This is a genomic window from Klebsiella sp. SYXHC3, assembly GCF_057196925.1.
The window spans coordinates 900114-925015 of record NZ_JBXUNG010000001.1 but is presented as its reverse complement, the minus strand read 5'-3'; the positions used below and the strand labels follow the sequence as shown (position 1 = coordinate 925015).

Below are 24902 nucleotides of genomic sequence, written 5' to 3'. Positions count from 1 at the left end.
CTCCTTATCAACAGGAAACAGCGACGGGCGGTAGCGTGGCCGAAGGCGATGGAAGGGGGATAAAGAGCATGGCGTTTGATACAGGAAAATAAATCATGAGTGACATAAAGCCTCTGTTGTTCAACCACAGCCATCATCTGTTACAGGTGCATGGTTGTAACTCGTTGCTGGATGTTCTGTGCTTTGAAGGCGAGGAAAACTTAAGTGAGCCTTTCCGCTATACCATTGAATTTACCAGCAGCGATAAAGCTATCACCCCGCAGCAGATGTTGCTGCAAAACGCCTCGCTGACCTTGCAGGCGCCGGTTGACCAGGGATTTGGCATTAAGATCCAGCAACCGGTGCGCGTTCTTCAGGGAGTGATCACCTCTTTTGAACGGCTTTCCACCGCAAAAGAGGAAACGCGCTACGCCTTGACGTTACAGCCGCGTCTGGCGCTACTGTCGAAGAGCCATCAGAACCGGATTTATCAGGATATGTCGGCGCCGCAGATTGTGGAGCACATTCTCAGAACCCGTCACCAGATGCGCGGGGAAGATTTTGTCTTTCAACTGGCGCATGAGTATCCGCGGCGTGAACAGGTGATGCAGTATGGCGAGGACGATCTGACCTTTATCTCCCGCCTGTTAGGCGAGGTGGGGATCTGGTTTCGCTTTACCGCCGATACCCGGCTGAATATTGATGTGGCGGAGTTCTACGATGACCAGCAACACTACGAGACGGGACTGTCGTTGCCTTCGGTCGCTCCCTCCGGGCAGCATGACGGCGGGAGCGAATCGGTGTGGGACTTACAGAGCCGACACCACGTAGTTGAGCGTTCGGTCTTTACTCGTGACTATAACTACCGTAACGCGCCAGAGGATATGAATCTCAACGTCAATGTCAGCCGTGGCGATAGCACCACCTATGGTGAAGCCTATCACTGGGCGGACAACTATCTGACGCCGGGTAATCGCTTCCAGCATACTCCGGACCCGGAGAGCGGGGCCTTTTATGCCCGTATTCGTCATGAGCGTTATCTCAACCAGCAGACGCGGCTGAGTGGGGAAACCAACTGCGCGGCGCTGGCTCCCGGCCAGCAGCTAAAAGTGAGCGGCGGCGAAGAGGTGACGGACGTCTGGCGCCAGGGGGTGGCGATCGCTGCGATTCACTGTCGCGCCCGTCGCGACCGCAGCTTCGTCATGACGTTTCAGGCTATTCCCTGCGTAGAGACTTACTGCTTTCGCCCGGCGGTCATCAGCAAACCCAGAATGGCCGGGACGCTGCCGGCGCGCGTCACCAGCACCAAAATCAACGATCTCTATGGCCATATCGATCGCGACGGACGTTATCGGGTGAACTTATTGTTCGATCGCGATCGCTGGCAGCCGGGGGAGGAAAGCCTGTGGGTGCGCCAGGCGCGTCCTTACGCCGGTGAAACCTTTGGCCTGCATCTGCCGTTGTTAGCGGGCACCGAAGTGGCGATCGCTTTTGAGCAGGGGGATCCCGATAGGCCCTATATTGTCGGCGCGCTGCACGACTCCACGCACCAGGACCACGTGACGCTCTACAACTACAAGCGTAACGTGCTGCGCACGCCGGCGAACAACAAGATTCGCCTCGATGATACTCGGGGTAAAGAGCACGTTAAGGTCAGCACCGAATATGGCGGCAAGAGCCAGCTCAACCTCGGCCACCTGGTGGATCATCAGAATACGCCGCGCGGTGAGGGATTTGAGTTACGCACCGACAGCTACGGCGCGATCCGCGGCGGTAAGGGAATATTTATTAGCGCCGATGAACAACTGAAAGCGATGGGCGCGGTCGTGGAAATGGATCCCGCCAGTCAATTGCTCAGCAGTGCCGTTGTTCAGCTCAACGACTGGCAGGAGATAGCCCGCACCCACTACAACACCCCGCCGGATGTCAGCACGTTAAAGCAGTTCGTCGGCAAAGCCGTCAATCTGGCGAGCCCCGTCCTGCTGATGAGCGCGCCGAAAGGTATCGGCATCGTGACGGCGGAAACGACGCTGCTACAGAGTGGTAAAGGCTTGTACCTGCAAAGCGCCAGCGATATTGCGCTGGCCAGCGGCAACCGGCTGTCGGTGAATAGCAAAAACGCAATCTCGCTGCTTTCCCACCGCGAAGGGATGCGTATGGTATCGGTGAAAGGACCGCTGGAGATAGAGTCGCACGGCGACACGCTGGCGCTCACTTCACTGAAGGATATTACCGTGCAGTCAACGCAGGGACATCTGCAGCTTACCGCCAAAAATGGCATCACCCTGGGCTGCGGCGGCGGCTACATCCGCCTGACGCCGCAGGGAGAAATCCATCTTCACAGCCCGAGTCTGCTCAGTTTTAAAGGCACGCATAAGATGCAGGGGCCGGCCGGCGAGACGTTTCCGCTTCCCGATCTTCCCACATCGATATGTAAAGACTGCCTGATTCGTGCGCAAGAACTGGCTCAGGCTTTTGTGCCCCGCGCCGCCTGACAATCGCTCATAGATATAACTTACCCGGAGGAACAGACCTTGAAACCCATTATTCGGCAGGGTGATACCTTGCGTGAGCATGGCGGTACGGTGATCGGCGGCCATTATCTCTGTTTTGGTAAAGGCATCGCCTGCAAAGGCGACCAGGTGAGCTGCAATGAACATGGCCTGACGGTCATAGCCGAAGGAAGCTCGCTGTATGAAGTGGATGGTTCTCCGGTGGCTCTTGACGGGCATCATTGCGCCTGCGGCTGTACGCTGGTGAGTTCACGCCCTGATTGCGAAGTCGCGCTATGAGACAGCTAACCGACTATCTGCCTTACAAAACCGCCACGCCGCCCCACAACGGACGGTGGTTGTCCGTCGGCGCGGGGATGACGCTTATCAGCGGAGGAGGCGCGGCGTTAATGCCTGCCGAAGCGCGTGGCGGGGCGTTAATAACCGTCGCAATCGTTAGCGCCATGCTTTTGGTCCTCATCATCTGGATGCTGCGTCTGCTTTATTACCGCCTGTCGGTTCACTACACCCAGTACTACCAGCGGTTGATCGATTTCGATCATCAAACGTGGTGGGCCCGGCATCAATATAGCGTTGGGTTGGTGGAAACGGTGCTGCTGGGGCCGGTGGGGTGTGAACCCGAGCGCTGGCAGACGCTGCTGAAGCGAGAACACAAGGCGCCAAAAGAGAAACTGGAGGCCGGTGCGCGGGCGCTGCGGCTGATCCACTCGGACATCGTCGATATCGACCTGCGTGAACAGCAGCTAGCCCGAATGCTGGCGCAACAATGGCTGGCGCAACGTGGCGAACATCAACTTCCCGGCCTGAGCGGCTGTTACTGGCAGGGCAGCGAACCGGCGTGGCGAGAATTTTGCGCCGAGCTGCGCAAGCGCTGTCCCACCGCTCAGTTGCCGCATATGGCGGAACCCTGGCAGGGCGAGGCCAGCTTATCGGAGATTACCGCGCGCATTAATGCGGCCGGCGACGAATGTTTCATTCTGGTGGCGGGGTGCCAGTCGGTGGCGGCGACGGTGGATTCGGCGAGACCAGCGGGGGAATCCGCCGTGCTGTGGTTACTGGCCCGGGAGGGGGAGGCGCGGCTGACCCGCGGCGAGGTTTATGAAGGCGCCGCGGTGGAAAATATCCAACTTGTCTGTCAGCGGGCGATGCAGCAAAGCGGGGCCGAACGCCCGCCCGATCCCTGTATCGCATTCACACAACCGCAAATCCCGGAACTGGTGCAAAGCGGCTGGAACAGCAACCAACTGCTGCAGGATGAAAACTGGGGTGAGACGGGGCAGATGGAGCCGCTCATCACCATCGCGCTGGCGGCAATATTTGCCCGCTGCTTTCATCAGTCTTGCGGCTGGATCGCCCGCGATCCCCGTCACCCTCTCTCACTGGGCATCGTCACCGCAGCAGTCCCGGCACCGCAACCTCAAGACAAGAAGGAGTGAACATGTCGTTAATGGATCAGGAATGGATGAGCAAGTTGGAACAATTTGCGCGCAAACTCGCGCTGCGCGACGTCTATCTCATTGCCGATCAAGGCGTTTTAGACAACCCGTTATTGGATGGCTTAAATAGACTTTCCCCTCCGGTGCAGTGGTTCTCACTCTATCAGGGGCAACCGGAAGAGCCGCTGCTGGAGATGGCGCCTTTATTGATGCGGCTGGAGCCAGCCTGCTGGCAGCATCGTCAGTGGATTGCCGATCTGATCGCCGCATTTTCCTGCAAGCCGGGTCTGCTGATCTTCCTCTCACCACTGAGTTTTTCAACGCTCGCCGCCCACCTGCGCAATCTGGCCGACGGCGCATGGGAAGACCGTTCTGGCCTGGTGCGTTATTACGATACCCGCATGTTCCCGTTGCTGATGCAGCATGTGCTCACTGAAGAACAAAAAGCATGGTTTTTAGAACCGGTTTATCTCTGGAGCTATCGCGATAGAGACGACAAGATCTGCTGGCTGGAAGGCGAGTGTTCGCCTGTTCAGGCAGCGATCCCGGAGGCGATCAAGATTAATTTCAGCGATGAGCAAATGATGAAACTGGATGTCGCTATCGATGCCCAGCAATTTACGGTTTCTGAAAAATTCAGCACCTTTTTTACCACCCAGGAGGAGAAATTTAACACTCTTTGGCAGCTCGGCTGGCAGGCGCATCAGCAGAATTTTATCGGCGATTTAGCTTCCTGGTTCGAAAGCCACTTTGAGGAATGAAACATCCTCCCTTTTGATCATCAATAGGCGATTATCAGTTCTGTAAGGACACATCATTGATAAAGCATATCCGTATTTTGCCCGGCGGACTGGCGATGCTGGCCGCCGTTTTTCTCTGCCTGCTGACGGCCTGTCGCGATCACAGTCGCGACGGCATGAGCGGCGCTGACATCACCCTTTTAAACCACGGCCCGGACGACATTGTTTCGGTGCAGGTGAACGGCTACGGCGGACCAAGGGCGAATCCCTACGGCGGCGGCGGCGGCTTCTGCTGTGTGATGGTGCCAGATGTCTGGCGCCCGGGATTGACGGCAAAAATCGCCTGGACTTCCGATCCTAATGCCTGGATGAAATCGAGTGAGATGCCCGACGATTATGAAACAAACTATCAGCGGCATGGACCGATTACCGTACCCATTGAGCGCTGGGAAGAGGAGTAGGCCTGCGGTTTTCATGTGCATATTTTCCCCTGCGATAAGGTGCGGATAGTGCGTTCCTGCATTCCACCGGGACAGCCGGGGTATCCGGTTCCCCAGTCTCCACCGGACTGGAAGGAAAGAGCTCAGAAAATACTTATCAAACATATCAAGGAGGAAGTTGTATGTCCGACACCGCAGACTCCACGCTGAATGCCCTGAAGGCGCTTATTGCGGCTTTTCAGACCGGTGCCACTCCGGTCGCGGTCAAAACCTCCACCGCAGAAGCGGCCAGCCTACCGCCAAAGTTTCCCGGGCCGGATGATAAAAAGGGGAAAACGTCAGCGGATAACTCCACGCAGCAGAAAACCGAATACAACGAGAGCGGCCGTCTGCCAGCGAGCAGAACGCAGACCGAAGGCAACTATGCCAGGCAGTACCTGGAAGGGTATGTTAAAGAGTCAGAACATCCCTCGGACAAAAAAATGGAACCGGGCTGCCCGGCCAGCCTGCATATCAGTCTGTTCTTCGACGGTACCTGCTGTAATAAAGAGGGGGCTGATGAGGTCTACGGTTCGCGAAACCCGCCGCTGACTAATATCGCCCGATTTTATCATTTGGAAAACCGGTATTAATGTCTGTAGCGGCCAAATTTATTTGACCGCTACAAATATCATTATCACAAATATTCGGGAGGTATATATATCAGCAAAAATATAATTCTGTCATCACGTCATCTCTTAATAACGACGCATTTAATTTTTTGTAAGGACACATCAATGATAAAGCATATCCGTATTTTGCCCGGCGGGCTGGCGGTGCTGGCCGCCGTTTTTCTCTGCCTGCTGACGGCCTGCCGCGATCACAGTCGCGACGGCATGAGCGGCGCCGATATAAATGTCTATAACCACGGTCCGGATGCCATTGTTTCGATGCAGGTGAACGGTTACGGCGGGCCAAGAGCTAATCCCTACGGCGGCGGCGGCGGCTTCTGCTGCGTCATGGTGCCTGATGTCTGGCGCCCAGGGCTGACGGCAAAAATCACCTGGACCTCCGACCCTAACTCCTGGATGAAATCCAGCAATATGCCTGACAACTATTCACAATACTATCAGCGCCATGGACCAATTACCGTGCCGATTGAGCGCTGGGAGGAGGAGCAGGCCTGCGGTTTCGACGTGCATATTTTCCCCTGCGATAAGGTGCGGATAGTCCGTTCCTGTCATATGCGTGATTCCCCTGAATACCCAGTACAACCTGAACCTGACGAAGAAAAAAAAGCAGATAGCGTTATTTTCAAACATATTAAGGAGGAAGTTGTATGTCCGACACCGCAGAGTCCACGCTGAATGCCCTGAAGGCGCTTATTGCCGCCTTTCAGACCGGCGCCACCCCGGTCGCGGTCAAAACCTCCACCGCGGAAGCGGCCAGCCTACCGCCAAAGTTTCCCGGGCCGGATGATAAAAAGGGGAAAACGTTAGCGGATAACTCCACGCAGCAGAAAACCGAATACAACGAGCGCGGTCGCCTGCCGGCGAGCAGAACGCAGACCGAAGGCAACTACGCCAGGCAGTACCTGGAGGGGTATGTTAAAGAGTCCCATCATCAATCGGACAAAAAAACGGAACCGGGCTGCCCCGCCAGCCTGCATATCAGCCTGTTCTTTGACGGTACCTGTTGTAATGAAGAGGGAGCCGATGAGGTATATGGTTCGCGTAATCCGCCGCTGACCAATATTGGCCGCCTTTACCATGCAGCCAACTGGACAACTCAGACATCGCCTGCGGAAGCGGACGGTTACTTCAGCTACTACTTTCCCGGTTGCGGAGCGCGCTTTCCGGAGATTGGCGAAGAGCACTACTCGCTGGACGGCGAGCTGTTTGCCAACGGCGGTGAGGACCGTATCAACCAGGCGCTGCTTAAAACCTACAGCAGCATCTGCTATGCGGTGAACAAAACCGCGATCAAAGACAGCGAACTGACCAGATATCGGCAAAGTATGGCCACCGTCTGGCCCTTCTCGCGGCTGACCCAGAAGTTCAACCGTAAAAGTGCGCTTGAAAAATTCTGCGACGACCATCTGGGCGGCGTGGTCAACCAGTGGCCGCGGCAGCCGACGCGGCTGTATATCCAGCGCTCGCAGCGGCGCATCGCCAAAATCAAGCTCTTTGTCTACGGCTACTGCCGGGGGGCCGCCACCGCCCGCGCCTTCGCCCGAGGGCTGGAGTCGCTGCTCGATGACGCTAAAATGCCGCTTGATGCGACAAATATGCTGCCGGCGGGGACGGTGGTTCCGGCCGGCCCGACTCTGCTGAGTATCCCCATCAGTATCGAGTTTATGGGGCTGCTGGATACGGTCTCCGCGGTTGGCGTGCCGCATATCCTGCCGTCGGCCACCGGTCATCTGGGCTGGGCGGCCAACAGCCTGCGGTTGCCGACCACCAAAGGCTTCTTAAAAAGCTGCTACCACTTTGTCGCCGGCCACGAGCAGCATGGCGACCTGCCGCTGGACTCTATTCGCGGTCCGGACGGTAAATACCCGGCCGGGGCGGTGGAGGTGGTCTATCCCGGGATGCATGCCGATGTCGGCGGTGACTGTAAACCCACCGAACTCGGCAAAGTGCAGACCGATGCCGCCAGCCTGCTGTCAAAGATTGTGCTGCACGATATGTATGCCGCCGCCTTCGATGCCGGGGCGCCGCTGAGCGTGCCTGAAGAAGTGTTGCCCGGGGGGGCTAAAGGCAAAAAGTATCGTGTAATGACCAATGATTTACTGGATCAATTCAAAATCTCCGCCCAGGCCATCGCCCTGTTTAACGCCTGGCAGCAGGCCGGGGCGCAGCAGGCGGGGGCGAAGAGCGAAACGCCGGCCGTCAATGAGGCGGAGGTGGTGGCCATCGCCGTGGCTCAGGGCCGGGATCCGGTTGCCGCGCTGAAGGCGGCTCACGACAAGGCGGATAGCGATAAGGCGAAAGCCGCAGCCGCGAAGCCGCCGGAGAACGGTCCGCTGGGCAAACTGCCGGATCCGGTGTATGTGCCGCTGAAGGCCAAAGCGCTGGAGGTGATGCTGGCGGACCAGCTGAGCTGGATCACCGCCTGGCGCACCGAGCGCTTTGCCAGCCCGCAATACGCCGATAAGTATTATCAGCGCAAGCCTTTTTATCAGCAGGCGCTGAATGAGCAGGTCAGCGCGCTGCCGTCGGCGGCGGCGCCCGCGGAAAGCGAAGGGCCGCATGAAGTGCCGTTTATCGATAAGGATCGGCTGGACCGCGCGGCGTGGGGCTATGACTTTGCCCATACCGGTATCGTGGCGCTGCTGGCTCAGGTGCTGCTGGATATTATTCCCACCACGCAAGCCTGCGGGTAAAAATGATTATTGATATTAATGTCGGCGATATAGTAGTGCAGGCGCGAACGGATATGAGAATACAGCTGAAGATATTTATAGCGGCCCATTTTATTTGACCGCTACAAATATCATCATCACAAATATCCGGGAGGTATATATATCAGCAAAAATATAATTCTGTCATCACGTCATCTCTTAATAACGACGCATTTAATTTCTTTTGTAAGGACACATCAATGATAAAGCATATCCGTATTTTGCCCGGCGGACTGGCGGTGCTGGTCGCCGTTTTTCTCTGCCTGCTGACGGGCTGTCGCGACCACAGTCGCGACGGCATGAGCGCCGCCGACATAACGTTGTTAAACCACGGCCCGGATGCCATCGTTTCGGTGCAGGTGAACGGCTACGGCGGGCCAAGGGCGAACTCCTACGGCGGCGGCGGCGGCTTCTGCTGCGTGATGGTGCCAGATGTCTGGCGGCCGGGCCTGACGGCAAAAATCACCTGGACTTCCGATCCTAACTCCTGGATGAAATCGAGTGAGATGCCCGATGATTATGAAACTCACTATCAGCGCCATGGGCCGATCATCGTCCCTATCGAACGCTGGGAGGAGGATCAGGCTTGCGGTTTTCATGTGCATATTTTCCCCTGCGATAAGGTGCGGATAGTCCGTTCCTGCATTCCACCGGGACAACCGGAGTATCCGGTTCCCCAGTCGCCGCCAGACTGGAAGGAAAGAGCAAAAAATATACTTTATAAGCATGTTAAGGAGAACATCGTATGTCCGACACCGCAGAGTCCACGCTGAATTCACTGAAGGCGCTTATTGCGGCTTTTCAGACCGGTGCTACCCCGGTCACGGTTAAAACCTCCACCGCGGAAGCGGCCAGCTTACCGCCGAAGTTTCCCGGGCCGGATGATAAAAAGGGGAAAGCGCCAGCTGATGACTCCACGCAGCAGAAAACCGAATACAACGAGCGTGGCCGTCTGCCGGCGAGCAGAACGCAGACTGAAGGTAACTATGCCAGGCAGTACCTGGAGGGGTATGTTAAAGAGTCAGAACATCCCTCGGACAAAAAAACGGAACCGGGCTGCCCGGCCAGCCTGCATATCAGCCTGTTCTTCGACGGTACCTGTTGTAATAAAGAAGGTGCTGATGAAGTGTATGGCTCGCGTAATCCGCCGCTGACCAATATTGGCCGCCTTTACCATGCGGCCAATTGGACGGATCAGAGCTTTTCAGCTGATAACGATGGTTTCTTTTGTTACTACTTTCCCGGCTGCGGGGCGCGCTTTCCGGAGATTGGCGAAGAGCACTACTCGCTGGACGGCGAACTGTTTGCCAACGGCGGTGAGGACCGTATCAATCAGGCACTGCTAAAAACCTACAGCAGCATCTGCTATGCGGTGAACAAAACCGCGATCAAAGACAGCGAACTGACCAGATATCGGCAAAGTATGGCCACCGTCTGGCCCTTCTCGCGGCTGACCCAGAAGTTCAACCGTAAAAGCGCGCTTGAAAAATTCTGCGACGATCATCTGGGCTGCGTGGTCAATCAGTGGCCGCGGCAACCGACGCGGCTGCATATCCAGCGCTCGCAGCGGCGCATCGCCAAAATCAAGCTCTTTGTCTACGGCTACTGCCGGGGGGCCGCCACCGCCCGCGCCTTTGCCCGCGGGCTGGAGTCGCTGCTCGATGACGCTAAAATGCCGCTCGATGCGACAAATATGCTGCCGGCGGGGACGGTGGTGCCCGGCGGCCCGACCCTGCTGGGCATCCCCATCAGTATCGAGTTTATGGGGCTGCTGGATACGGTCTCCGCGGTTGGCGTGCCGCATATCCTGCCGTCGGCCACCGGGCATCTGGGCTGGGCGGCCAACAGCCTGCGGCTGCCGACCACCAAAGGCTTCTTAAAAAGCTGCTACCACTTTGTCGCCGGCCACGAGCAGCACGGCGACCTGCCGCTGGACTCCATTCGCGGTCCGGACGGCAAATATCCGGCCGGGGCAGTGGAGGTGGTCTACCCCGGGATGCATGCCGATGTCGGCGGCGACTGTAAGCCCACCGAACTCGGTAAGGTGCAGACCGATGCCGCCAGCCTGCTGTCAAAGATTGTGCTGCACGATATGTATGCCGCCGCCTTTGACGCCGGGGCGCCGCTGAGCGTACCTGAGGAGGTGATGCCTGGCGGGGCTAAAGAGAAAACCTATCGGATAATGCAAGGTGACGTATTAAAACAATTCAGAATCTCCGCCCAGGCCATTGCCCTGTTTAACGCCTGGCAGCAGGCCGGGGCGCAGCAGGCGGGGGCGAAGACCGAAACGCCGGCCGTCAATGAGGCGGAGGTGGTGGCCATCGCCGTGGCTCAGGGCCGGGATCCGGTCGCCGCGCTGAAGGCAGCTCACGACAAGGCGGATGGCGATAAGGCGAAAGCCGCCGCCGCCGCGAAGCCGCCGGAGAACGGCCCGATGGGCAAACTGCCGGATCCGGTGTATGTGCCGCTGAAGGCCAAAGCGCTGGAGGTGATGTTGGCGGACCAGCTGAGCTGGATCACCGCCTGGCGCACCGAGCGCTTTGCCAGCCCGCAATACGCCGATAAGTATTATCAGCGCAAGCCTTTTTATCAGCAGGCGCTGAATGAATCATCCGGCGCGATGCCGTCGGCGGCGGCGCCCGCGGAAAGCGAAGGACCGCGAGAAGTGCCGTTTATCGATAAGGATCGGCTGGACCGCGCGGCGTGGGGCTATGATTTTGCCCATACCGGTATCGTGGCGCTGCTGGCCCAGGTGTTGCTGGATGTGATCCCCACCACGCAGACCAACCAGCTTGGCGGTCCGCTGGTGGCGGCGCAGGAGTCGGAATATATCCAGATCAAGAAAAGCGGCGATGCCCGGCGGGCGGCGCTGATGGGCTCGCCGACGATGCTGGATTTTTACGATAACTACGTGCATGACACGCTGGCCAAATATAATCACGACCCGCTGCACTCCTCGTTTTCACACGGTTATTTTGCGTCGCGGACTATTTACGATAACGATGACGATACGTGGGATTCGGTGAAACAATTTGGCCAGCGGGTAAAAGCGATTATAGATATTAATGTTGGCGATATATTAGTGCAGGCGCGAACGGATATGAAAGATCTGAATACGGTATCGGGCGTGTTGGGTAAAATATATCGCGATATAAAAAGCGAGGCTTTTAAAATACTGCTGCCTTAATTCGTTATCGCCATATTCATTATATCCGCTAAGTATCCTTAATAACGCTATACGGGCGTGATGATGCACGCCCGTGGCTAAGGGAATCATCAATTTTATGTTCAAGGAAAAAAATGCCGCGGTAATGACCGTAGCGGCTACCGCGACCCTGTGTCTTGCCGTCTGGACAATTGTGGTCCTGCTGAGCGGTCTGGGATGGTGGAACTGGCACGCCAACCGCACGCTGCAGTGGACGGCGATCCGCGAGATATTGACCGTCTGTGGCCTGATCTGGGCGTATGGTCTCTGTCTCTGGATACTGGGCTTTATTGCTTTCCACCTGTTTATCAGGCAAAAAGCCGATGGGCAACAGCGTCAGACGCGGACTTTTATTAGCCAGCAGACAAAACCGGCGCAGCCGTTTGCGTCCTTAAAGCACTTTCTCCGTCGCCGCTACGGCCGATTGTGGCGCAATAAGGTCCGCCTGCTGTGGGTCGCTGGCGAGGCGGCGCAGATTGCCGCCATCGCTCCAGGCCTTGCGCAACAGCAATGGCTGGAGGGCCGCGGTACGGTGCTAATTCACGGCGGTAGCCTGTCGGCGACGGTGGATAACGAGCGGCTCAGCGCCCTGCGTCGGCTGCGCGGCCGCCGGCCGCTGGATGGTATCGTGCTGGCGCTGGACAATGCTCAGGCCACAGCCGCGACCCTGGACGGGGATTTGCGAACGCTGGAGCAGGTTGCGCAGGTTCTGCGCTACCAGCCGCCGGTCTATCTGTGGCAACTCCACGACAGCGACTGGCCGCAGGATACGCGCATTACCCAGACGCTGGGGGCGTTGTTCCCGCCGCGGGCCGTCCCGCAGGATGTTGAACGGCAGCTTCGCGCCATTCTGCCCGCCATGCTGGCGCAGGGGACCCAGCAGTTGTGCACTGATACGTCCCACGATTACCTGCTGCGTGTCGCTAAATGGCTGAAGGAGGGCGGTATCAGCGGCTGGAAGACGCTACTGACGCCGTGGCTTACCGGGCATCTGCAACAGATCCCGCTCCGTGGTCTGCTGTTCAGCCCCTCGTTAAAGGCGGAAGAAGCGGTGGACAATGGGCTCTATCCCCACCGTTGGCCGGCCCCGGCCGTCTGGCAGGGTATCATCGCAGACTGCGGCCGCGCGCGCGGCGTGCCGGTGGGGGTGGCGTGGCGCCGCTCCCTCGGCGTCGGCCTGCTGGCGCTGATTGCTCTGTGGGCGGCGGGAAGCCTGCTCTCTTTTATCGTCAACCGCCAGCAAATTGTCAGCGCCACCCAGCGGGTACAGCTGCTGCGGCAGCCCGTCGTTAACGACCAGCAGCTGATCGATTTGCAGGTGCTGCGCAACGATATCGGCCGTCTACAGAATCAGCTCGCCAACGGCACGCCCTGGTATCAGCGCTTTGGTCTTAATCATAATGCGCCGCTTTCTGCCGCGCTGCTGCCGTGGTATGGGCGGGCTAACCAGCGTCTGATCCGCGACGCCGCGGCGCAGGCGCTGACCCGGCAACTGACGGTGTTGGTCAACCTGCCGCCGCGCAGCCCGCAGCGGGCGCAGCTGGCGAAAGCGGGTTATGACCAGTTAAAGGCCTATCTGATGATGGCGCGTCCGGACAAAGCCGATGCGGCGTTTTACCGCCAGGCAATGACCGCCGCGCAGCAGACGCGTCAGGGAGTCGCCCCGGCGCTATGGCAGAGCATCGCCCCCGATTTATGGGGCTTCTATATGGACAACTTGCCGTCGCAGCCGACGTGGAGAATCACCCCGGACGCCGCGCTGGTGACGCAAGCGCGTCAGGTGCTGCTGGCGCAAATCGGGCGGCGCAACGCCGAAAGCACACTTTACGAGAACATGCTGCTGCAGGTGCGCCGTAACTATGCCGACATGACGCTGGAAGACATGACGCCGCAGACCAATGCCAGCCGGTTGTTTACCACGGAAGAGGTGGTGCCGGGGATGTTTACCCGTCAGGCGTGGGAGGGCGGCGTGCGCGAGGCGATCGATAAGGCGGTGGCGGCCAGGCGCGATGAGATCGACTGGGTGCTGAGCGATAGCCGCCAGACCGTCAGCGGCGACGTCTCCCCGGAGGCGTTGAAACAGCGGCTGACCGATCGTTATTTCACCGATTTCGCCGGGGCGTGGTTGGGTTTTCTCAATAGCATCCGCTTGAATCCGGCGCGCAATATTGCCGATGTGACCGATCAGCTGACGTTGGCGGGCGACGTTCGTCAGTCGCCGCTGATTGCGTTGATGAATACCCTTGCCTGGCAGGGGCAGACCGGTCAGCAGCGTGAGGGCGTGGCGGATTCGCTGGTGAAATCGGCAAAAAATCTACTCGATAAGGATAAGCAGCCGTTTATCGACCAGCAGGCCGGCGGCGCGCGCGGCCCGCTGGAGAGTACCTTTGGGCCGCTGCTGGCGCTGATGGGCAAAAATCCCTCTCAAAGCGTGGTCGCCGCAGACAGCACCCTCAGTTTACAGACCTGGCTGACGCGCCTGACCCGCGTACGCCTGCGGCTCCAGCAGGTGGCAAACGCCCCCGACCCGCAGGCGATGATGCAGCAGCTGGCGCAGACCGTGTTCCAGGGTAAAAGCGTCGACCTGACCGACACCCAGGAGTACGGCAGCCTGGTGGCGGCCAGCCTTGGCGAAGAGTGGAGCGGTTTCGGCCAGACTATGTTCGTCCAGCCGCTGACGCAGGCCTGGGAAACGGTGCTGCAGCCATCGGCGGCCAGCCTGAACGAGGCGTGGCAGCGTTCTGTGGTCGCTAACTGGCATTCGGCTTTCGACGGCCGCTATCCGTTTGCCGCGGGCAAAAACGATGTCTCGCTACCGATGCTGGCGGCATTCATCCGTCGCGATAGCGGGCGAATCGACCAGTTTCTTGCCCGACAGTTGGGCGGCGTGCTCAACCGGGAGGGTAGCCGCTGGGTGGCCGATAGCGCGCACAGTCAGGGGCTGACTTTCAATCCGGCCTTCCTGAAGGCGATTAATCAACTGAGTTCCTTGTCCGACATCCTGTTTACCGACGGCAGTCAGGGAATGGGGTTTGAACTACAGGGGGTGGCGACGCCGGGCATTGTTGAAACGCAACTCACCCTCGACGGCCAGAATCTGCACTACTTTAACCAGCTTGCCGAATGGAAAAGTTTCCGCTGGCCGGGGACTATCAACAAACCCGGCGCGATGCTGAGCTGGAGCTCAGTGGCGGCGGGCGCTCGGCTATTGGCGAACGACAGCGGCCCGTGGGGCACGCTGCGTATGCTGGAGAGAATGAAGCGCCAGCAGATCGGCGATGGGCTGTTTCGTCTGACGGTCAATACGCCGGATAACCGGCAACTGCAGTGGCTGCTGCGTACCGAACTCGGCGATGGCCCGCTGGCGTTGCTGAAACTGCGAAACTTCACGTTGCCGACACAGATTTTCATCGTGGAGGCCTCCCAAGCAGAACCGTTTGCCGACGGTGACGTAGAGGAATAAGGGGCGACATTCACTCTGCAAGCGCTGCTTTACAAGCAGCGAGTTTTTCAATTCTGACATCTGAGATATTCCATGGACGATTTAACTCTGCGTTATTTTGACGCTGAAATGCGCTATCTGCGTGAGGCTGGCGAGGAGTTTGCCCGCGCCCATCCCGATCGCGCCGCGGCGTTAAACCTCGATAAAGCCGGCGCCCGCGATCCCTATGTTGAGCGCCTGTTCGAAGGTTTTGCTTTCCTGATGGGGCGGCTGCGCGAAAAGCTCGACGACGACCTGCCGGAGCTGACCGGCGGGCTGGTGAGTATGATCTGGCCGCATTATCTCCGTACCATTCCGTCATTGGCGATGGTGGAGTTCAGCGTCGACTGGCGGGAGATGAAAGAGCCGCAGCGGCTGAAGAAGGGAACGGAAGTGATCTCCCGGCCCATCGGCGAGACGGGCACCCGCTGCCGTTACACCACGACCCAGCCGCTAACTTTGCAGCCGCTCGCGCTCTCCCGCGCCAGCGTCAGGGCGCAGGCCGACGGCCGCCAGGCGATTTGTCTGCGTTTTGACTGTAGCGCGCTGGTGGACTGGCGGGCGCTCGACCTGAGCCGTATTCCGTTGTATCTGAATGCCGATGCGCCATTGGCCTGCGCGCTGCATGAAGCGCTGACCCTGAATGTGGCGCACATCGGCATACGTCTGGCGGGGGAGGCTGATAGCAGGCCGCTGGCGGCCCATTTTGCCGTCTGCGGGTTTGGCAGCGATGAGGCGCTGCTGCCTCAAAGCGGCGGGTTCAGCGGCTACCAGTTGCTGCTGGAGTATTTCAGCTTTCGAGAAAAGTTTATGACGGTCGCGCTGTGCGGGCTGGAGAATATGACGTTTCCTGATGCGCCGGGATGGTTTGAGATCGAGGTCGTGCTGGATAAACCGTGGCCGCAGGAGTATGCGTTGTCAGAGAAACATCTGCGCCTACACTGCAGCCCGGTTATTAACCTGTTTCCGCTGGAGTCGGACCCGCTGCATCTGGATTCACTACAAAGTGAGTATTTGCTGCGCCCCATGCGCGTCCAGGATGGACACACCGAAATCTATTCGGTGGAGTCCGTCACTTCCTCCCGCCTTTCCGGCACCCAGGCGTATGTGCCGTTTACCAGTTTTCGCCACAAAGGCGGCATGTTGCGCCATGATGCGCCGGAATATTATTACCACACGCGCGTTAAACGTGGCCCGTCCGGGCTGCATGATACCTGGCTGACGCTGGGCGGCGAGGCGTTTGACCAGCATCGCGTGCCGCAGAATGAAACCCTGTCATTGAGCCTGATCGGCACCAACGGCCAGTTGCCGCGGCGGGCGCTGCAAAGCACGCTGCTGGACACGGTGGTCAAATCCACAATGTCGCGACTCCAGGTGCGCAATCTCAGCGCGCCGACGTTGCCGTGTTATCCACCGGATCGCGACCGTTTTCACTGGCGGGTACTGAGCCATCTCGGTAGCAGCTTCCTGTGGATGATGGATAACGCCGAGGTGTTGCGCGGCGCGCTGGCGTTGTACGACTGGACGGACAACGAAATGAACCGCCGTCGCCTGCAGGCGATCGTCGACGTGAGCCACTGTGAGGTGGAACGTTTTGCCGAGGGGCACTTTCTACGCGGCGTGCAGATAGAGGTGACGCTCGACGGTAACGGCTTCGCCGGGCACGGTGACATCTGCCTGTTTGGCGAGATGCTCAACCGCTTCTTTGCCCTGTATACCGACATCCATCTGTTTAATCGTCTGATTCTGATACTGCAACCTACCGGAGAGCGTCTCGAATGGCTGGAGAACCACAAACGCCGCATTCCCGGCTGAGCCCGCGGCTGGAGCGGGATATTCAGCGCATCAACTTTTACCGCTTCTGCCAGCTACTGGAAAAATCGCGACCTGGCGCGCCGGAATTAGGCAGCACGCTAAACCCGGCGGATGATCCGGTACGCTTTCGCCCGCATCCGGGGATGGGTTTTCCGGTCAGCGAACTCAAAGCGGTGGAGTATGATGAGGCGCATCCCGACGCGCCGCCGACGCTGCGCACCACCTTTATGGGGCTATACGGTGTCGATTCGCCGTTGCCCACCGCCTGGCTGGATGATATTGCGCAGCAAAGAGAAGGGCATGAGGCGCAGGAAGCATTTCTCGATATTTTTAACCACCGCATTCTGAGCCAGTTTTATCGCATCTGGCGCAAATACTCGTATCCGGCAACCTTTGAAGACGGCGGTCGCGACCGTACTTCACAGAGCCTGCTGGGGCTGATCGGGCTTGGCATTCCCGGCACCGCTCAGCATATTGCCGCGCCGGTATCTCGCTTTCTGGCATTACTCAGCGTGATGCGCCTGCCCGCGCGTACCGAAGAGGGGATTCAGGCGCTGGTACGATTGTTGGCGCCCCATACGCGGGCGGAAGCGTCGCCGCACTGCCCACGGACGGTGTACCCGGCGCAGCCGCTGGGTTTTTACGGCGATAACGATTTCCTGCTTGATGGCTACACGGTGCTGGGCGATGAAACGACCGAGATTGCCAGCCAGTTGCTGATCGCGCTGTACACCGATGATATCGCCGAGGCCGCAGGCTGGATGCCGGAAGGGCAAATCTATGCGGACTTTCTGGTTCTGCTGCGGGTTTATCTCGGCTGGCGCTATAAGGCCAAAATCACCTTAACGCTTCCCACGCCGCTGTTACCCGCGCCGGTACTCGGTGAATCGCCGTTTATGCTCGGCATAAGCGGCGTTCTGGGCATGGAGGGGGACGCGGTTCCGCCGGATTTACCGGCCACGTTTACCACGGAACTGGGCGGCTACCGCGGCATGCCGCTTGCATCATTATCACAAGGAAACCAACGTGTTGCATATCACTTCGCTTAAACTATCCGCACTGATTCTTCTGCCGTTCATGCTGGCGGGTTGCGGGCTAACACAGAAAATCAGCGACGGCGCTTCGTCCGCCGTAAAGTCAGTATTTTATCGCCAGGTGAAAACGCTGCGTCTGGATTTTAGCGCGCGCAATGCGTTAAACACCGATAACCGTGAGGATAACAGCGCCTCCCAGCCGGTGATGGTGCGGGTCTATGTGCTGAAGGATCGCAAGACTTTCGATAAGACGGTTTACCAGCAGCTGGCGGCGGAGGGGGAGGAGATATTAAAAGACGACCAACTGGCCAGCCGCAGCCTGGTGCTCAAACCGGGAACGGAGATGAGTCTCACCATGCCGCTGGATGAACAGGCGCAGTATGTTGCCGTGGTGGCGCTGTTCCGGGCGCCGGATCTGACGAAAAACGACTGGAAGCTGGTGCTTGCCCGTGAGGATCTTGACCCGGACCGCGCGCGCGTCATTGAGGCCAGCCATCATCAACTTGTTCTGCAACCGCGGAAGGAGAAGTGAGAAACGCGCTGCGTAATTTTATATTCCATAAATAACCTCACGGACGCCATGATGGCCAAACCTGATTTTATTTAAGGTTTGGCCTGTCGGGGAATCATTTAACCGTGGGCAGATCGCTATATCGGGTGGTGTATCGCGGGGAGAGCATTTCCCGCTTCATCTGCCACGGTTGCTGGATACCCTGGCCGGCGAAGTAAAGCGTCCCACGTCCGTCCTCAGCATTCAGGCGGTCCAGCACCTCCATCAGTTTTTGGCTATTTTTTCGTGGCGCATTTTCGTCAAACAGATTAAGTTGCGCGACGCCCTGGCTATAAAAATCGCCCAGCATCACCCCGGCTTTCTGGTACCGACAGCCACTTTGCCAGATGGCATCCAGACAACGCGTCGCGGCGGCGATAATATCTCTGCTGTCCTGCGTTGGGGTAAGCAGGGTGACCGAGGCATTATTGGCGTAATACCGTTCATCAGGCGCGAAGGGCGACGTTTTTACAAAGACAGAGATAAACCGGCAGTATTGATGTTCCTGACGAAGTTTCTCTGCAGCCCGGGAAGCGTAACTACAGATGGCCTGGCGCATTTCTTCGTACTCGGTGATGCGATGGCCGAACGAACGGGAACAGATAATCTCTTGCTTTACCGGGGCAAACTCTTCCAGCTCGAGACAGGGCTCGCCGCGTAATTCACGGACGGTTCTTTCCAGTACGACATTAAAGTGTTTCCTGATGAAGCGGATATCCGTGTCAGCCAGCTGCAATACCGTCCGGATCCCCATCGTTTCAAGCCTCTTCGCTATGCGTCGACCCACTCCCCAAACCTCTTCCACCGGTAGCGCCGCCATCAATTTTCTTTGCCGCTCCGCATTCGACAGGTCAACCACGCCTCCTGTCTGCTGTTGCCAGCGTTTTGCCGCATGATTCGCCAGTTTAGCCAGCGTTTTTGTCTGGGCTATTCCGACGCCCACCGTCAGGTGTGTGCGTTGCCGCACCGTGGCTCTGAGCTCATGTCCAAATTCGGTAAGAACGCGGCAGTTACGCACGCCGGTAAGATCGCAAAAAACTTCATCAATGGAGTATTTTTCACAGCGAGGCGACATCTCTTCAAGCGTCGTCATTACCCGGTTGGACATATCGGCGTAGAGTTCATAGTTGCTACTGAAGCAAACCACGCCATGATGTCTGAAGATATCTTTTTGTTTAAAGTACGGTTCACCCATTTTCACAAACGGTTTGGCTTCCGCAGAACGTGAAATCACACACCCGTCATTATTGGACAAAACAACCACCGGGCGGCCGCGTAAGTCCGGGCGAAAGACGGTTTCACAGGAAGCATAGAATGAGTTCACATCACACAGGGCAAACACGATCAGCCCGCCGATTTCACGATGTAGGTCACCACGCCAAAGATTTCCAGACACTCTTCACTGCCTGGCATAATCGGCTGGTAGGCGGGATTATCAGGTTTTAGCATGACAACAGGATGTAACTGGAGGCGCTTAACCGTGAATTCCCCATCCACTGCGGCAATAACGATGCTGCCATGGACGGCCTTGCGGGAGCTATCCACCACCAGTAAATCACCATCACCAATGCCAGCGCCAATCATTGAGTCACCGCTTGATTTCACAAAGTAGGTGGCGCCAGGATGCTGAATCAGCAGTTCATTCAGGTCGATACGCCGTTCAACATAATCCTGCGCGGGGCTAGGAAAACCGCAGGGAACAAGATCGCTGAACAGGGGGAGTGCCACGATCTGGCGTAGTTCGGTTAGTGTGAAAAACTGCATGATGATCACCGATTATCTTTACTGTATGTATATACAGTATTGTAGATCGATGGCAGAGATCAAGAGGGTCGTACCTTATCAAAACCTGCGCCAGCGCCCGGCAGGCGGGGGGTTTTATGTCTGAAGCCGATTGATAAACAATAGATTACCTCATCGCTAATATTAGCGACTGCGCCGTTTAGCTGGCGAAAATAGCGCGACGATTTTATGTAAAAACAATCTGAATATGACTGAGGTAAAGGATCTGATATTAACGAGACAGGGGATGTCTGAGCGATTAACGACCAGGGATTGCTCACCGGCCGACCGTATGCAAGAGCAGGCCGGTGAGCAAATGGCTGTGATGGCAGTTCGCAGCCGCGGTTATTTTAAAGCGTCCGGGCCGGTTTAAACATATTTCTTCGCGCCAGGAGACTATTTTCAGACTTACCTCATTACCGTTTCTAATAAGTCAAACCAGTAATTAACGCCTGTTAAGAAAGCTCCACTACTAATAATGACGGTATAAAGATGAACAAAAGCACAGAGTTGAATAATTAAGAGTATTCCTGGGTGAAATCTCGGGCAGAGAGATGACTTCTGATAAATATTCAGGATAATTTATTAATCTTAAGGAATTAGCCCCGCGGCTGCCTGCACCATAAAGGAATCCATATGGTTAATCGGATATCGATCCTGTCATCTGTCGACAGCTCCTCGTTATTATTCTGGAAATTCAGCGGGCAGGAGAAACTGTCCGAACCTTTCCACTTTCAGGTCGATTTACTCAGCCAGGATTTTGCTATCGACCGTCAGGCCATGCTCGGCAAAAACATGACGGTGGCGGTTCCCGGCCAATGGGGACAGGAGCGTTATCTTTCCGGCAAAATCACCGCCGTTACCGTACGCGCCGAAGATCTTGGCGAGACGCGCTACGCCGTCTATCAGACCACGCTGGAACCCGATTTCTGGCCGATGATGCGCGACCGCAACTTCCGTATTTTCCAGCAGCAGCGGGTGCCGGATATCGTGGCCAAACTGTTTAGCGAGCATAACGTTAAGTTTGAGGACAAACTTACGCGTAGCTACCGGCAGTGGGATTATTGTGTACAGTACGCGGAAAGCAGCTTCCATTTCATCAGCCGTTTGCTGGAGCTGGAAGGTATTAGCTATCTGTTCCGCCACGATAAAGACGGCCATACCCTGGTGCTGATGGATGACTATCAGCAGGCTGAATCCTTCCCCGGTTATGAAACTATTCCCTGGCATGCACAACCGGGCGGCGGCGCGGTCGGCGAAGAGGGCATTAGCCAGCTGATGGCGAGCCACGTCGTCACGCCGGGGCTTTACAGCACCGATGACTATGATTTTCGCAAGCCCCACGCCTGGATGCTGCAAACGCTGCAGAATCCGGTCTCGCCGACGCCGGGCAAAATCGACGTTTACGACTGGCCGGGGCGCTTTATGGAGCACGGCGACGGCGAAGCCTACGCCCGTATTCGTCAGCAGTCCTGGCAGGCCGAACAGCAGCAAACGCAGGGTATCGCCACCGCGACCGGTATCGTCCCGGGACACACGTTTACCCTGACGCATGCGCCTAACATGGCTGATAACGCTAAATGGCTGGTGGTGGGCGCCCGCTATGATTTTGAAGAGAATCAGTATGCCTCCGGCGGCGGAAATACCGCGCAGCACCGCATCGCATTCACCGTTATTCCCGCCGCGACGCCATTTGTCCCCGCGTCAAGGACCGACTGGCCGCGCACCTACGGGCCGCAAACCGCCCGCGTGGTAGGGCCGAAAGGAGAATCGATCTGGACCGATAAATATGGCCGGATTAAGGTGAAATTCCACTGGGACCGCGAAAGCCAGGGCGATGAAAATAGCTCCTGTTGGGTGCGCGTTTCCAGCGCCTGGGCCGGGCAAGGTTACGGCGGGGTGCAGATCCCACGCGTCGGTGATGAAGTGGTGGTGGACTTTATTAACGGCGAGCCGGACCGGCCGATTGTCATTGGCCGCGTCTATAACGAAGCCAGTATGCCGCCGTGGGCGCTACCGGCGGCAGCCACGCAAATGGGCTTTATGAGCCGCTCAAAGGATGGTTCGCCGGACAACGCCAACGCCCTGCGTTTTGAAGATAAACCCGGCGAAGAGCAGCTCTGGCTGCACGCTGAGCGCAACATGGATACTGAAGTCGAAAACGACGAGACCCATGATGTCGGCAATAACCGCACCAAAACCGTCGGCAAAGACGAAACCAGCCATATCAAACAGAACCGCACCCGCACGGTGGATGGCAATGAAAGCGTTACCGTCGGCAAAGATCGCAGCAAAACCATCAATGGTAATGAAACCACCACCGTTGAGCAGAACCGTACCGAAAGCGTGAAGGGGAATGAGACCCTAAGCGTTGAGCAGAACCGCGATGAAACCATCAGCGGCAACCATACCACCACGGTGAAAAGCGACCATACCGCGACCGTCGAAGGCAAGCAGTCACTGACGGTCGTACAGGATCGCACCCGTCAGGTGCAGGGTAACGAAAGCGTCAGCGTCCAGCAGAACCGTAACGTGCAGGTCACCGGCAACCAGACGCTGGGAGTGACCGGCAATCACGATATTTCCGTGACCGGTAAGCAAACGCAGACCATCACCAGTAAGCAAGAGGTGACGATCGGCGCCGGGCGTACCCTGAGCATCACCGGCGGTGATACCCGCTTTACGCAAGGGAGCGTAACCGACAGCGCTACCGATACCGTACATATCAACGTGGGCGAAAGCGGCATTCTGATAAGCAACGGCAGCGTGGAGATTACCGCTGGCGGGTCGACGATCACCATTAACGCCGCCGGCGTGATGGTGAATGGTAAGAAGATTGAGCTCAATGCCTGACAGGGAAAGGGAATGAACGCGGCGAAGAATCCGACCGAAAAAGTAATGAGCGAGCTTGAGCTTAGCTGGCTGGACGCCAGCGAGCAGGCGGAGCAGATCCGCTTATTTATCTGGCGGACGCCTGCCGGCGGCGAGTCGCTGCTTGATGGTTTTATCGCGCTGCAGCAGCATCCTGAAGGCCGCTCGCTGCCGGATCTGCTGCTGGGGCTAACCACGCCGTTTGATACCGGCTATGGCTACAGCGAGGCGCTCGGGCGCGAGTTTGTGGAACACTACGAAGCGACGCCGGATGCCGCCATATGGGATGCCGAACGCTTTCTCCCAACCTATAGCCCGGCGCAGTTGCGGCAGATGCTGCAGGATTTTGCGACGACATTTCATGACGATTTACGATATCTGGTGTTGGTGCTGAAACCCTCCGCCGTCAGCGATGAAAAGGCGTTGAACCGCTGGTTGAACGGCTGGCTGGCGCAGGAGGCGTGCAACGCCAGACTGTTACTTATCGACACGCTTGAGCAACCGATTTGGCAGCCGCTGCATGAGGCGCATCCACGCAGGGTACGGCTGCTGACCGATGACGTCGACAGTATGAAAGTGATGCATCAAACCGCGCGCGGGCAGAGCGATCCGAATCCCGATCGCCTGTTGTTTCGCCGCTATCTGGCTGACGCCATGCTGCTGCTGGAAAAAGGCAGCGCCGCGCAGGTGGCCGCGCGCGGCGGTATGGCGCTCGGCGTCGCCCAGCGCTGCGGTTGGGCCGACCAGCAGGCGATGATGCATAACCTGATCGCCGGCGGTTGGTTGAAAGGTAACGATCATCAACGGGCCGTCGATCACTACCGCCAGGCGCAAACCATCAGCGGCGAAATTGCCGACCCGGCGCTTAAAGGACAACTGCGTACCCAAAGCACTTTTGGCGAGGCCGGCGCCTGGTTCGCGCGTAAAGAGTATCTCCAGGCGGCGAAAGGCTATCGCCGGGCGGCGGGCGAAGCGCAAACCATTCCACACCCGGTATTTGCCGTAGAAGGCTGGCGGATGTCCGGTTTTTGTCTCAACCTCGCCGGGCACCGGGCAAAAGCGATGGAGGAGTATGCCCACGCCATCCAGGCGGCGGAGCCGATCCCACGGCAAGAGCGCGCCCAGACCACGCTGCCGCTGGCATTCCAGGATCTGCTGCGCATCCATGATAAACGACGGACCGAGGCGCTTGAGGCCTGCGCGACACGCTGGCAAAGCGAAAAACAGCGCTTAATCCAACAGGCGGAAGACCGCTTGCCGCGGGAACCCGCCGTCGAACAGGTAAAACGCGTGGACCGGCAGTTACAGCTACAGCTGGAAGCCGCGTTCGCGCTGATCCGCGAAGCGCGGGAAAAACTGATCCGCGGCGGCGATGACAGCTTTCGCCGCGTGATCCGCCTGGCGCGGGAGAAGCTGCATCCGCACTGGAACGGCCTGCCGGAGATCGCCCACCCCTTTGATGCCCCGCCGGGTGAATGGCAAAGCCTGCCTGCCTGGGGAAATACCGATGCATCATCCACTGAAAATGCAGGGAGCAACCCGCTATGAAGACCCGGATTATTATTATTGTTGCCGTGACGCTGCTGGCAATCCTGTTTTTAAGCCTTTCGGACGGCGGTTTCGCCACCGAAGTGCGCACCTTCCTGCGCGCGCTGCTGCGCGCCATGTTCTGAG

At 57.8% G+C, this 24902-nt stretch carries 18 protein-coding genes and 1 pseudogene; 17 read left to right on the top strand and 2 right to left on the bottom strand.

Going from position 1 to position 24902, the window contains the following annotated elements; translation table 11 throughout:
- Positions 1-95 precede the first annotated feature (95 nt).
- From AC2CGP_RS04555 to tssJ, 14 genes and pseudogenes are all read left to right on the top strand, one after another.
- Positions 96-2474: a type VI secretion system Vgr family protein gene (locus AC2CGP_RS04555; RefSeq protein ID WP_213760128.1), complete on the top strand. Its 2379-nt coding sequence runs from the start codon at positions 96-98 to the stop codon at positions 2472-2474.
- Between the two features lie 39 nt (positions 2475-2513).
- The gene (locus tag AC2CGP_RS04550) at positions 2514-2771 is read left to right on the top strand and encodes a PAAR domain-containing protein (protein ID WP_015366096.1); all 258 of its coding nucleotides are present in this window, start codon (positions 2514-2516) and stop codon (positions 2769-2771) included.
- Positions 2768-3928 (top strand): hypothetical protein, encoded by a 1161-nt coding sequence (locus AC2CGP_RS04545; RefSeq protein WP_213760127.1) that lies wholly within the window; start codon positions 2768-2770, stop codon positions 3926-3928. Before AC2CGP_RS04550 ends, AC2CGP_RS04545 begins: the two co-directional genes overlap by 4 nt.
- 2 nt (positions 3929-3930) lie before the next feature.
- Positions 3931-4689 (top strand): toxin Tle1 chaperone Tla1, encoded by a 759-nt coding sequence (gene tla1, locus AC2CGP_RS04540; protein WP_213760126.1) that lies wholly within the window; start codon positions 3931-3933, stop codon positions 4687-4689.
- Between the two features lie 56 nt (positions 4690-4745).
- A pseudogene (gene tli1a, locus AC2CGP_RS04535) lies at positions 4746-5318 on the top strand (Tli1a family immunity protein).
- Complete coding sequence (locus tag AC2CGP_RS04530) at positions 5291-5740, top strand: hypothetical protein (protein WP_047053827.1); 450 nt, start codon at positions 5291-5293, stop codon at positions 5738-5740. The pseudogene tli1a (AC2CGP_RS04535) and the gene AC2CGP_RS04530 overlap by 28 nt, the downstream one beginning before the upstream one ends.
- Before the next feature lie 144 nt (positions 5741-5884).
- On the top strand, positions 5885-6454 hold the full coding sequence (gene tli1a, locus AC2CGP_RS04525) for a Tli1a family immunity protein (RefSeq protein ID WP_047053829.1): 570 nt from the start codon (positions 5885-5887) through the stop codon (positions 6452-6454).
- Complete coding sequence (locus AC2CGP_RS04520) at positions 6427-8472, top strand: phospholipase effector Tle1 domain-containing protein (protein WP_475702514.1); 2046 nt, start codon at positions 6427-6429, stop codon at positions 8470-8472. Before tli1a (AC2CGP_RS04525) ends, AC2CGP_RS04520 begins: the two co-directional genes overlap by 28 nt.
- Positions 8473-8690: 218 nt before the next feature.
- Complete coding sequence (gene tli1a / locus AC2CGP_RS04515) at positions 8691-9263, top strand: Tli1a family immunity protein (RefSeq protein WP_045389854.1); 573 nt, start codon at positions 8691-8693, stop codon at positions 9261-9263.
- Positions 9236-11677, top strand: coding sequence for a phospholipase effector Tle1 domain-containing protein (locus AC2CGP_RS04510; protein WP_475702515.1), 2442 nt, complete (start codon positions 9236-9238; stop codon positions 11675-11677). Before tli1a (AC2CGP_RS04515) ends, AC2CGP_RS04510 begins: the two co-directional genes overlap by 28 nt.
- Before the next feature lie 97 nt (positions 11678-11774).
- Positions 11775-15158: an ImcF-related family protein gene (locus AC2CGP_RS04505; RefSeq protein WP_213760226.1), complete on the top strand. Its 3384-nt coding sequence runs from the start codon at positions 11775-11777 to the stop codon at positions 15156-15158.
- A gap of 72 nt (positions 15159-15230) precedes the next feature.
- Entirely contained in the window at positions 15231-16991 is a 1761-nt protein-coding gene (tssF, locus tag AC2CGP_RS04500) for a type VI secretion system baseplate subunit TssF (protein ID WP_213760227.1), read from the top strand.
- A complete protein-coding gene (tssG, locus tag AC2CGP_RS04495; RefSeq protein WP_213760229.1) occupies positions 16955-18040 on the top strand; it encodes a type VI secretion system baseplate subunit TssG in 1086 nt (361 codons plus the stop codon). The genes tssF and tssG overlap by 37 nt, the downstream gene beginning before the upstream one ends.
- On the top strand, positions 18018-18557 hold the full coding sequence (gene tssJ, locus AC2CGP_RS04490; protein ID WP_032714761.1) for a type VI secretion system lipoprotein TssJ: 540 nt from the start codon (positions 18018-18020) through the stop codon (positions 18555-18557). The genes tssG and tssJ overlap by 23 nt, the downstream gene beginning before the upstream one ends.
- Positions 18558-18651: 94 nt before the next feature.
- Here tssJ and AC2CGP_RS04485 read toward each other — a convergent pair whose 3' ends face one another.
- Together AC2CGP_RS04485 and AC2CGP_RS04480 are read right to left on the bottom strand one after the other, a co-directional pair.
- On the bottom strand, positions 18652-19917 hold the full coding sequence (locus AC2CGP_RS04485) for a Y-family DNA polymerase (RefSeq protein ID WP_015366112.1): 1266 nt from the start codon (positions 19915-19917) through the stop codon (positions 18652-18654).
- 2 nt (positions 19918-19919) lie between these two features.
- A complete protein-coding gene (locus AC2CGP_RS04480; RefSeq protein ID WP_015705808.1) occupies positions 19920-20339 on the bottom strand; it encodes a translesion error-prone DNA polymerase V autoproteolytic subunit in 420 nt (139 codons plus the stop codon).
- A gap of 654 nt (positions 20340-20993) precedes the next feature.
- Here AC2CGP_RS04480 and AC2CGP_RS04475 point away from each other — a divergent pair.
- Genes AC2CGP_RS04475 through AC2CGP_RS04465 form a run of 3 tightly spaced genes read left to right on the top strand, consistent with a single transcriptional unit; the run spans position 20994 to position 24901 of the window.
- On the top strand, positions 20994-23210 hold the full coding sequence (locus AC2CGP_RS04475; protein WP_045389741.1) for a type VI secretion system Vgr family protein: 2217 nt from the start codon (positions 20994-20996) through the stop codon (positions 23208-23210).
- 12 nt (positions 23211-23222) lie between these two features.
- A complete protein-coding gene (locus AC2CGP_RS04470; protein WP_213760232.1) occupies positions 23223-24776 on the top strand; it encodes a hypothetical protein in 1554 nt (517 codons plus the stop codon).
- On the top strand, positions 24773-24901 hold the full coding sequence (locus AC2CGP_RS04465; RefSeq protein WP_015366119.1) for a hypothetical protein: 129 nt from the start codon (positions 24773-24775) through the stop codon (positions 24899-24901). The genes AC2CGP_RS04470 and AC2CGP_RS04465 overlap by 4 nt, the downstream gene beginning before the upstream one ends.
- Position 24902 lies beyond the last annotated feature (1 nt).

Coding starts and splice junctions, on each gene's coding strand:
- AC2CGP_RS04555 (WP_213760128.1), top strand. CDS start 96: ATGAGTGACATAAAGCCTCTGTTGTTCAACCACAGCCATCATCTGTTA.
- AC2CGP_RS04545 (WP_213760127.1), top strand. CDS start 2,768: ATGAGACAGCTAACCGACTATCTGCCTTACAAAACCGCCACGCCGCCC.
- tla1 (WP_213760126.1), top strand. CDS start 3,931: ATGTCGTTAATGGATCAGGAATGGATGAGCAAGTTGGAACAATTTGCG.
- AC2CGP_RS04530 (WP_047053827.1), top strand. CDS start 5,291: ATGTCCGACACCGCAGACTCCACGCTGAATGCCCTGAAGGCGCTTATT.
- tli1a (WP_047053829.1), top strand. CDS start 5,885: ATGATAAAGCATATCCGTATTTTGCCCGGCGGGCTGGCGGTGCTGGCC.
- AC2CGP_RS04520 (WP_475702514.1), top strand. CDS start 6,427: ATGTCCGACACCGCAGAGTCCACGCTGAATGCCCTGAAGGCGCTTATT.
- tli1a (WP_045389854.1), top strand. CDS start 8,691: ATGATAAAGCATATCCGTATTTTGCCCGGCGGACTGGCGGTGCTGGTC.
- AC2CGP_RS04510 (WP_475702515.1), top strand. CDS start 9,236: ATGTCCGACACCGCAGAGTCCACGCTGAATTCACTGAAGGCGCTTATT.
- AC2CGP_RS04505 (WP_213760226.1), top strand. CDS start 11,775: ATGTTCAAGGAAAAAAATGCCGCGGTAATGACCGTAGCGGCTACCGCG.
- tssF (WP_213760227.1), top strand. CDS start 15,231: ATGGACGATTTAACTCTGCGTTATTTTGACGCTGAAATGCGCTATCTG.
- tssG (WP_213760229.1), top strand. CDS start 16,955: ATGGCTGGAGAACCACAAACGCCGCATTCCCGGCTGAGCCCGCGGCTG.
- AC2CGP_RS04480 (WP_015705808.1), bottom strand. CDS start 20,339: ATGCAGTTTTTCACACTAACCGAACTACGCCAGATCGTGGCACTCCCC.
- AC2CGP_RS04475 (WP_045389741.1), top strand. CDS start 20,994: ATGGTTAATCGGATATCGATCCTGTCATCTGTCGACAGCTCCTCGTTA.
- AC2CGP_RS04470 (WP_213760232.1), top strand. CDS start 23,223: ATGAACGCGGCGAAGAATCCGACCGAAAAAGTAATGAGCGAGCTTGAG.
- AC2CGP_RS04465 (WP_015366119.1), top strand. CDS start 24,773: ATGAAGACCCGGATTATTATTATTGTTGCCGTGACGCTGCTGGCAATC.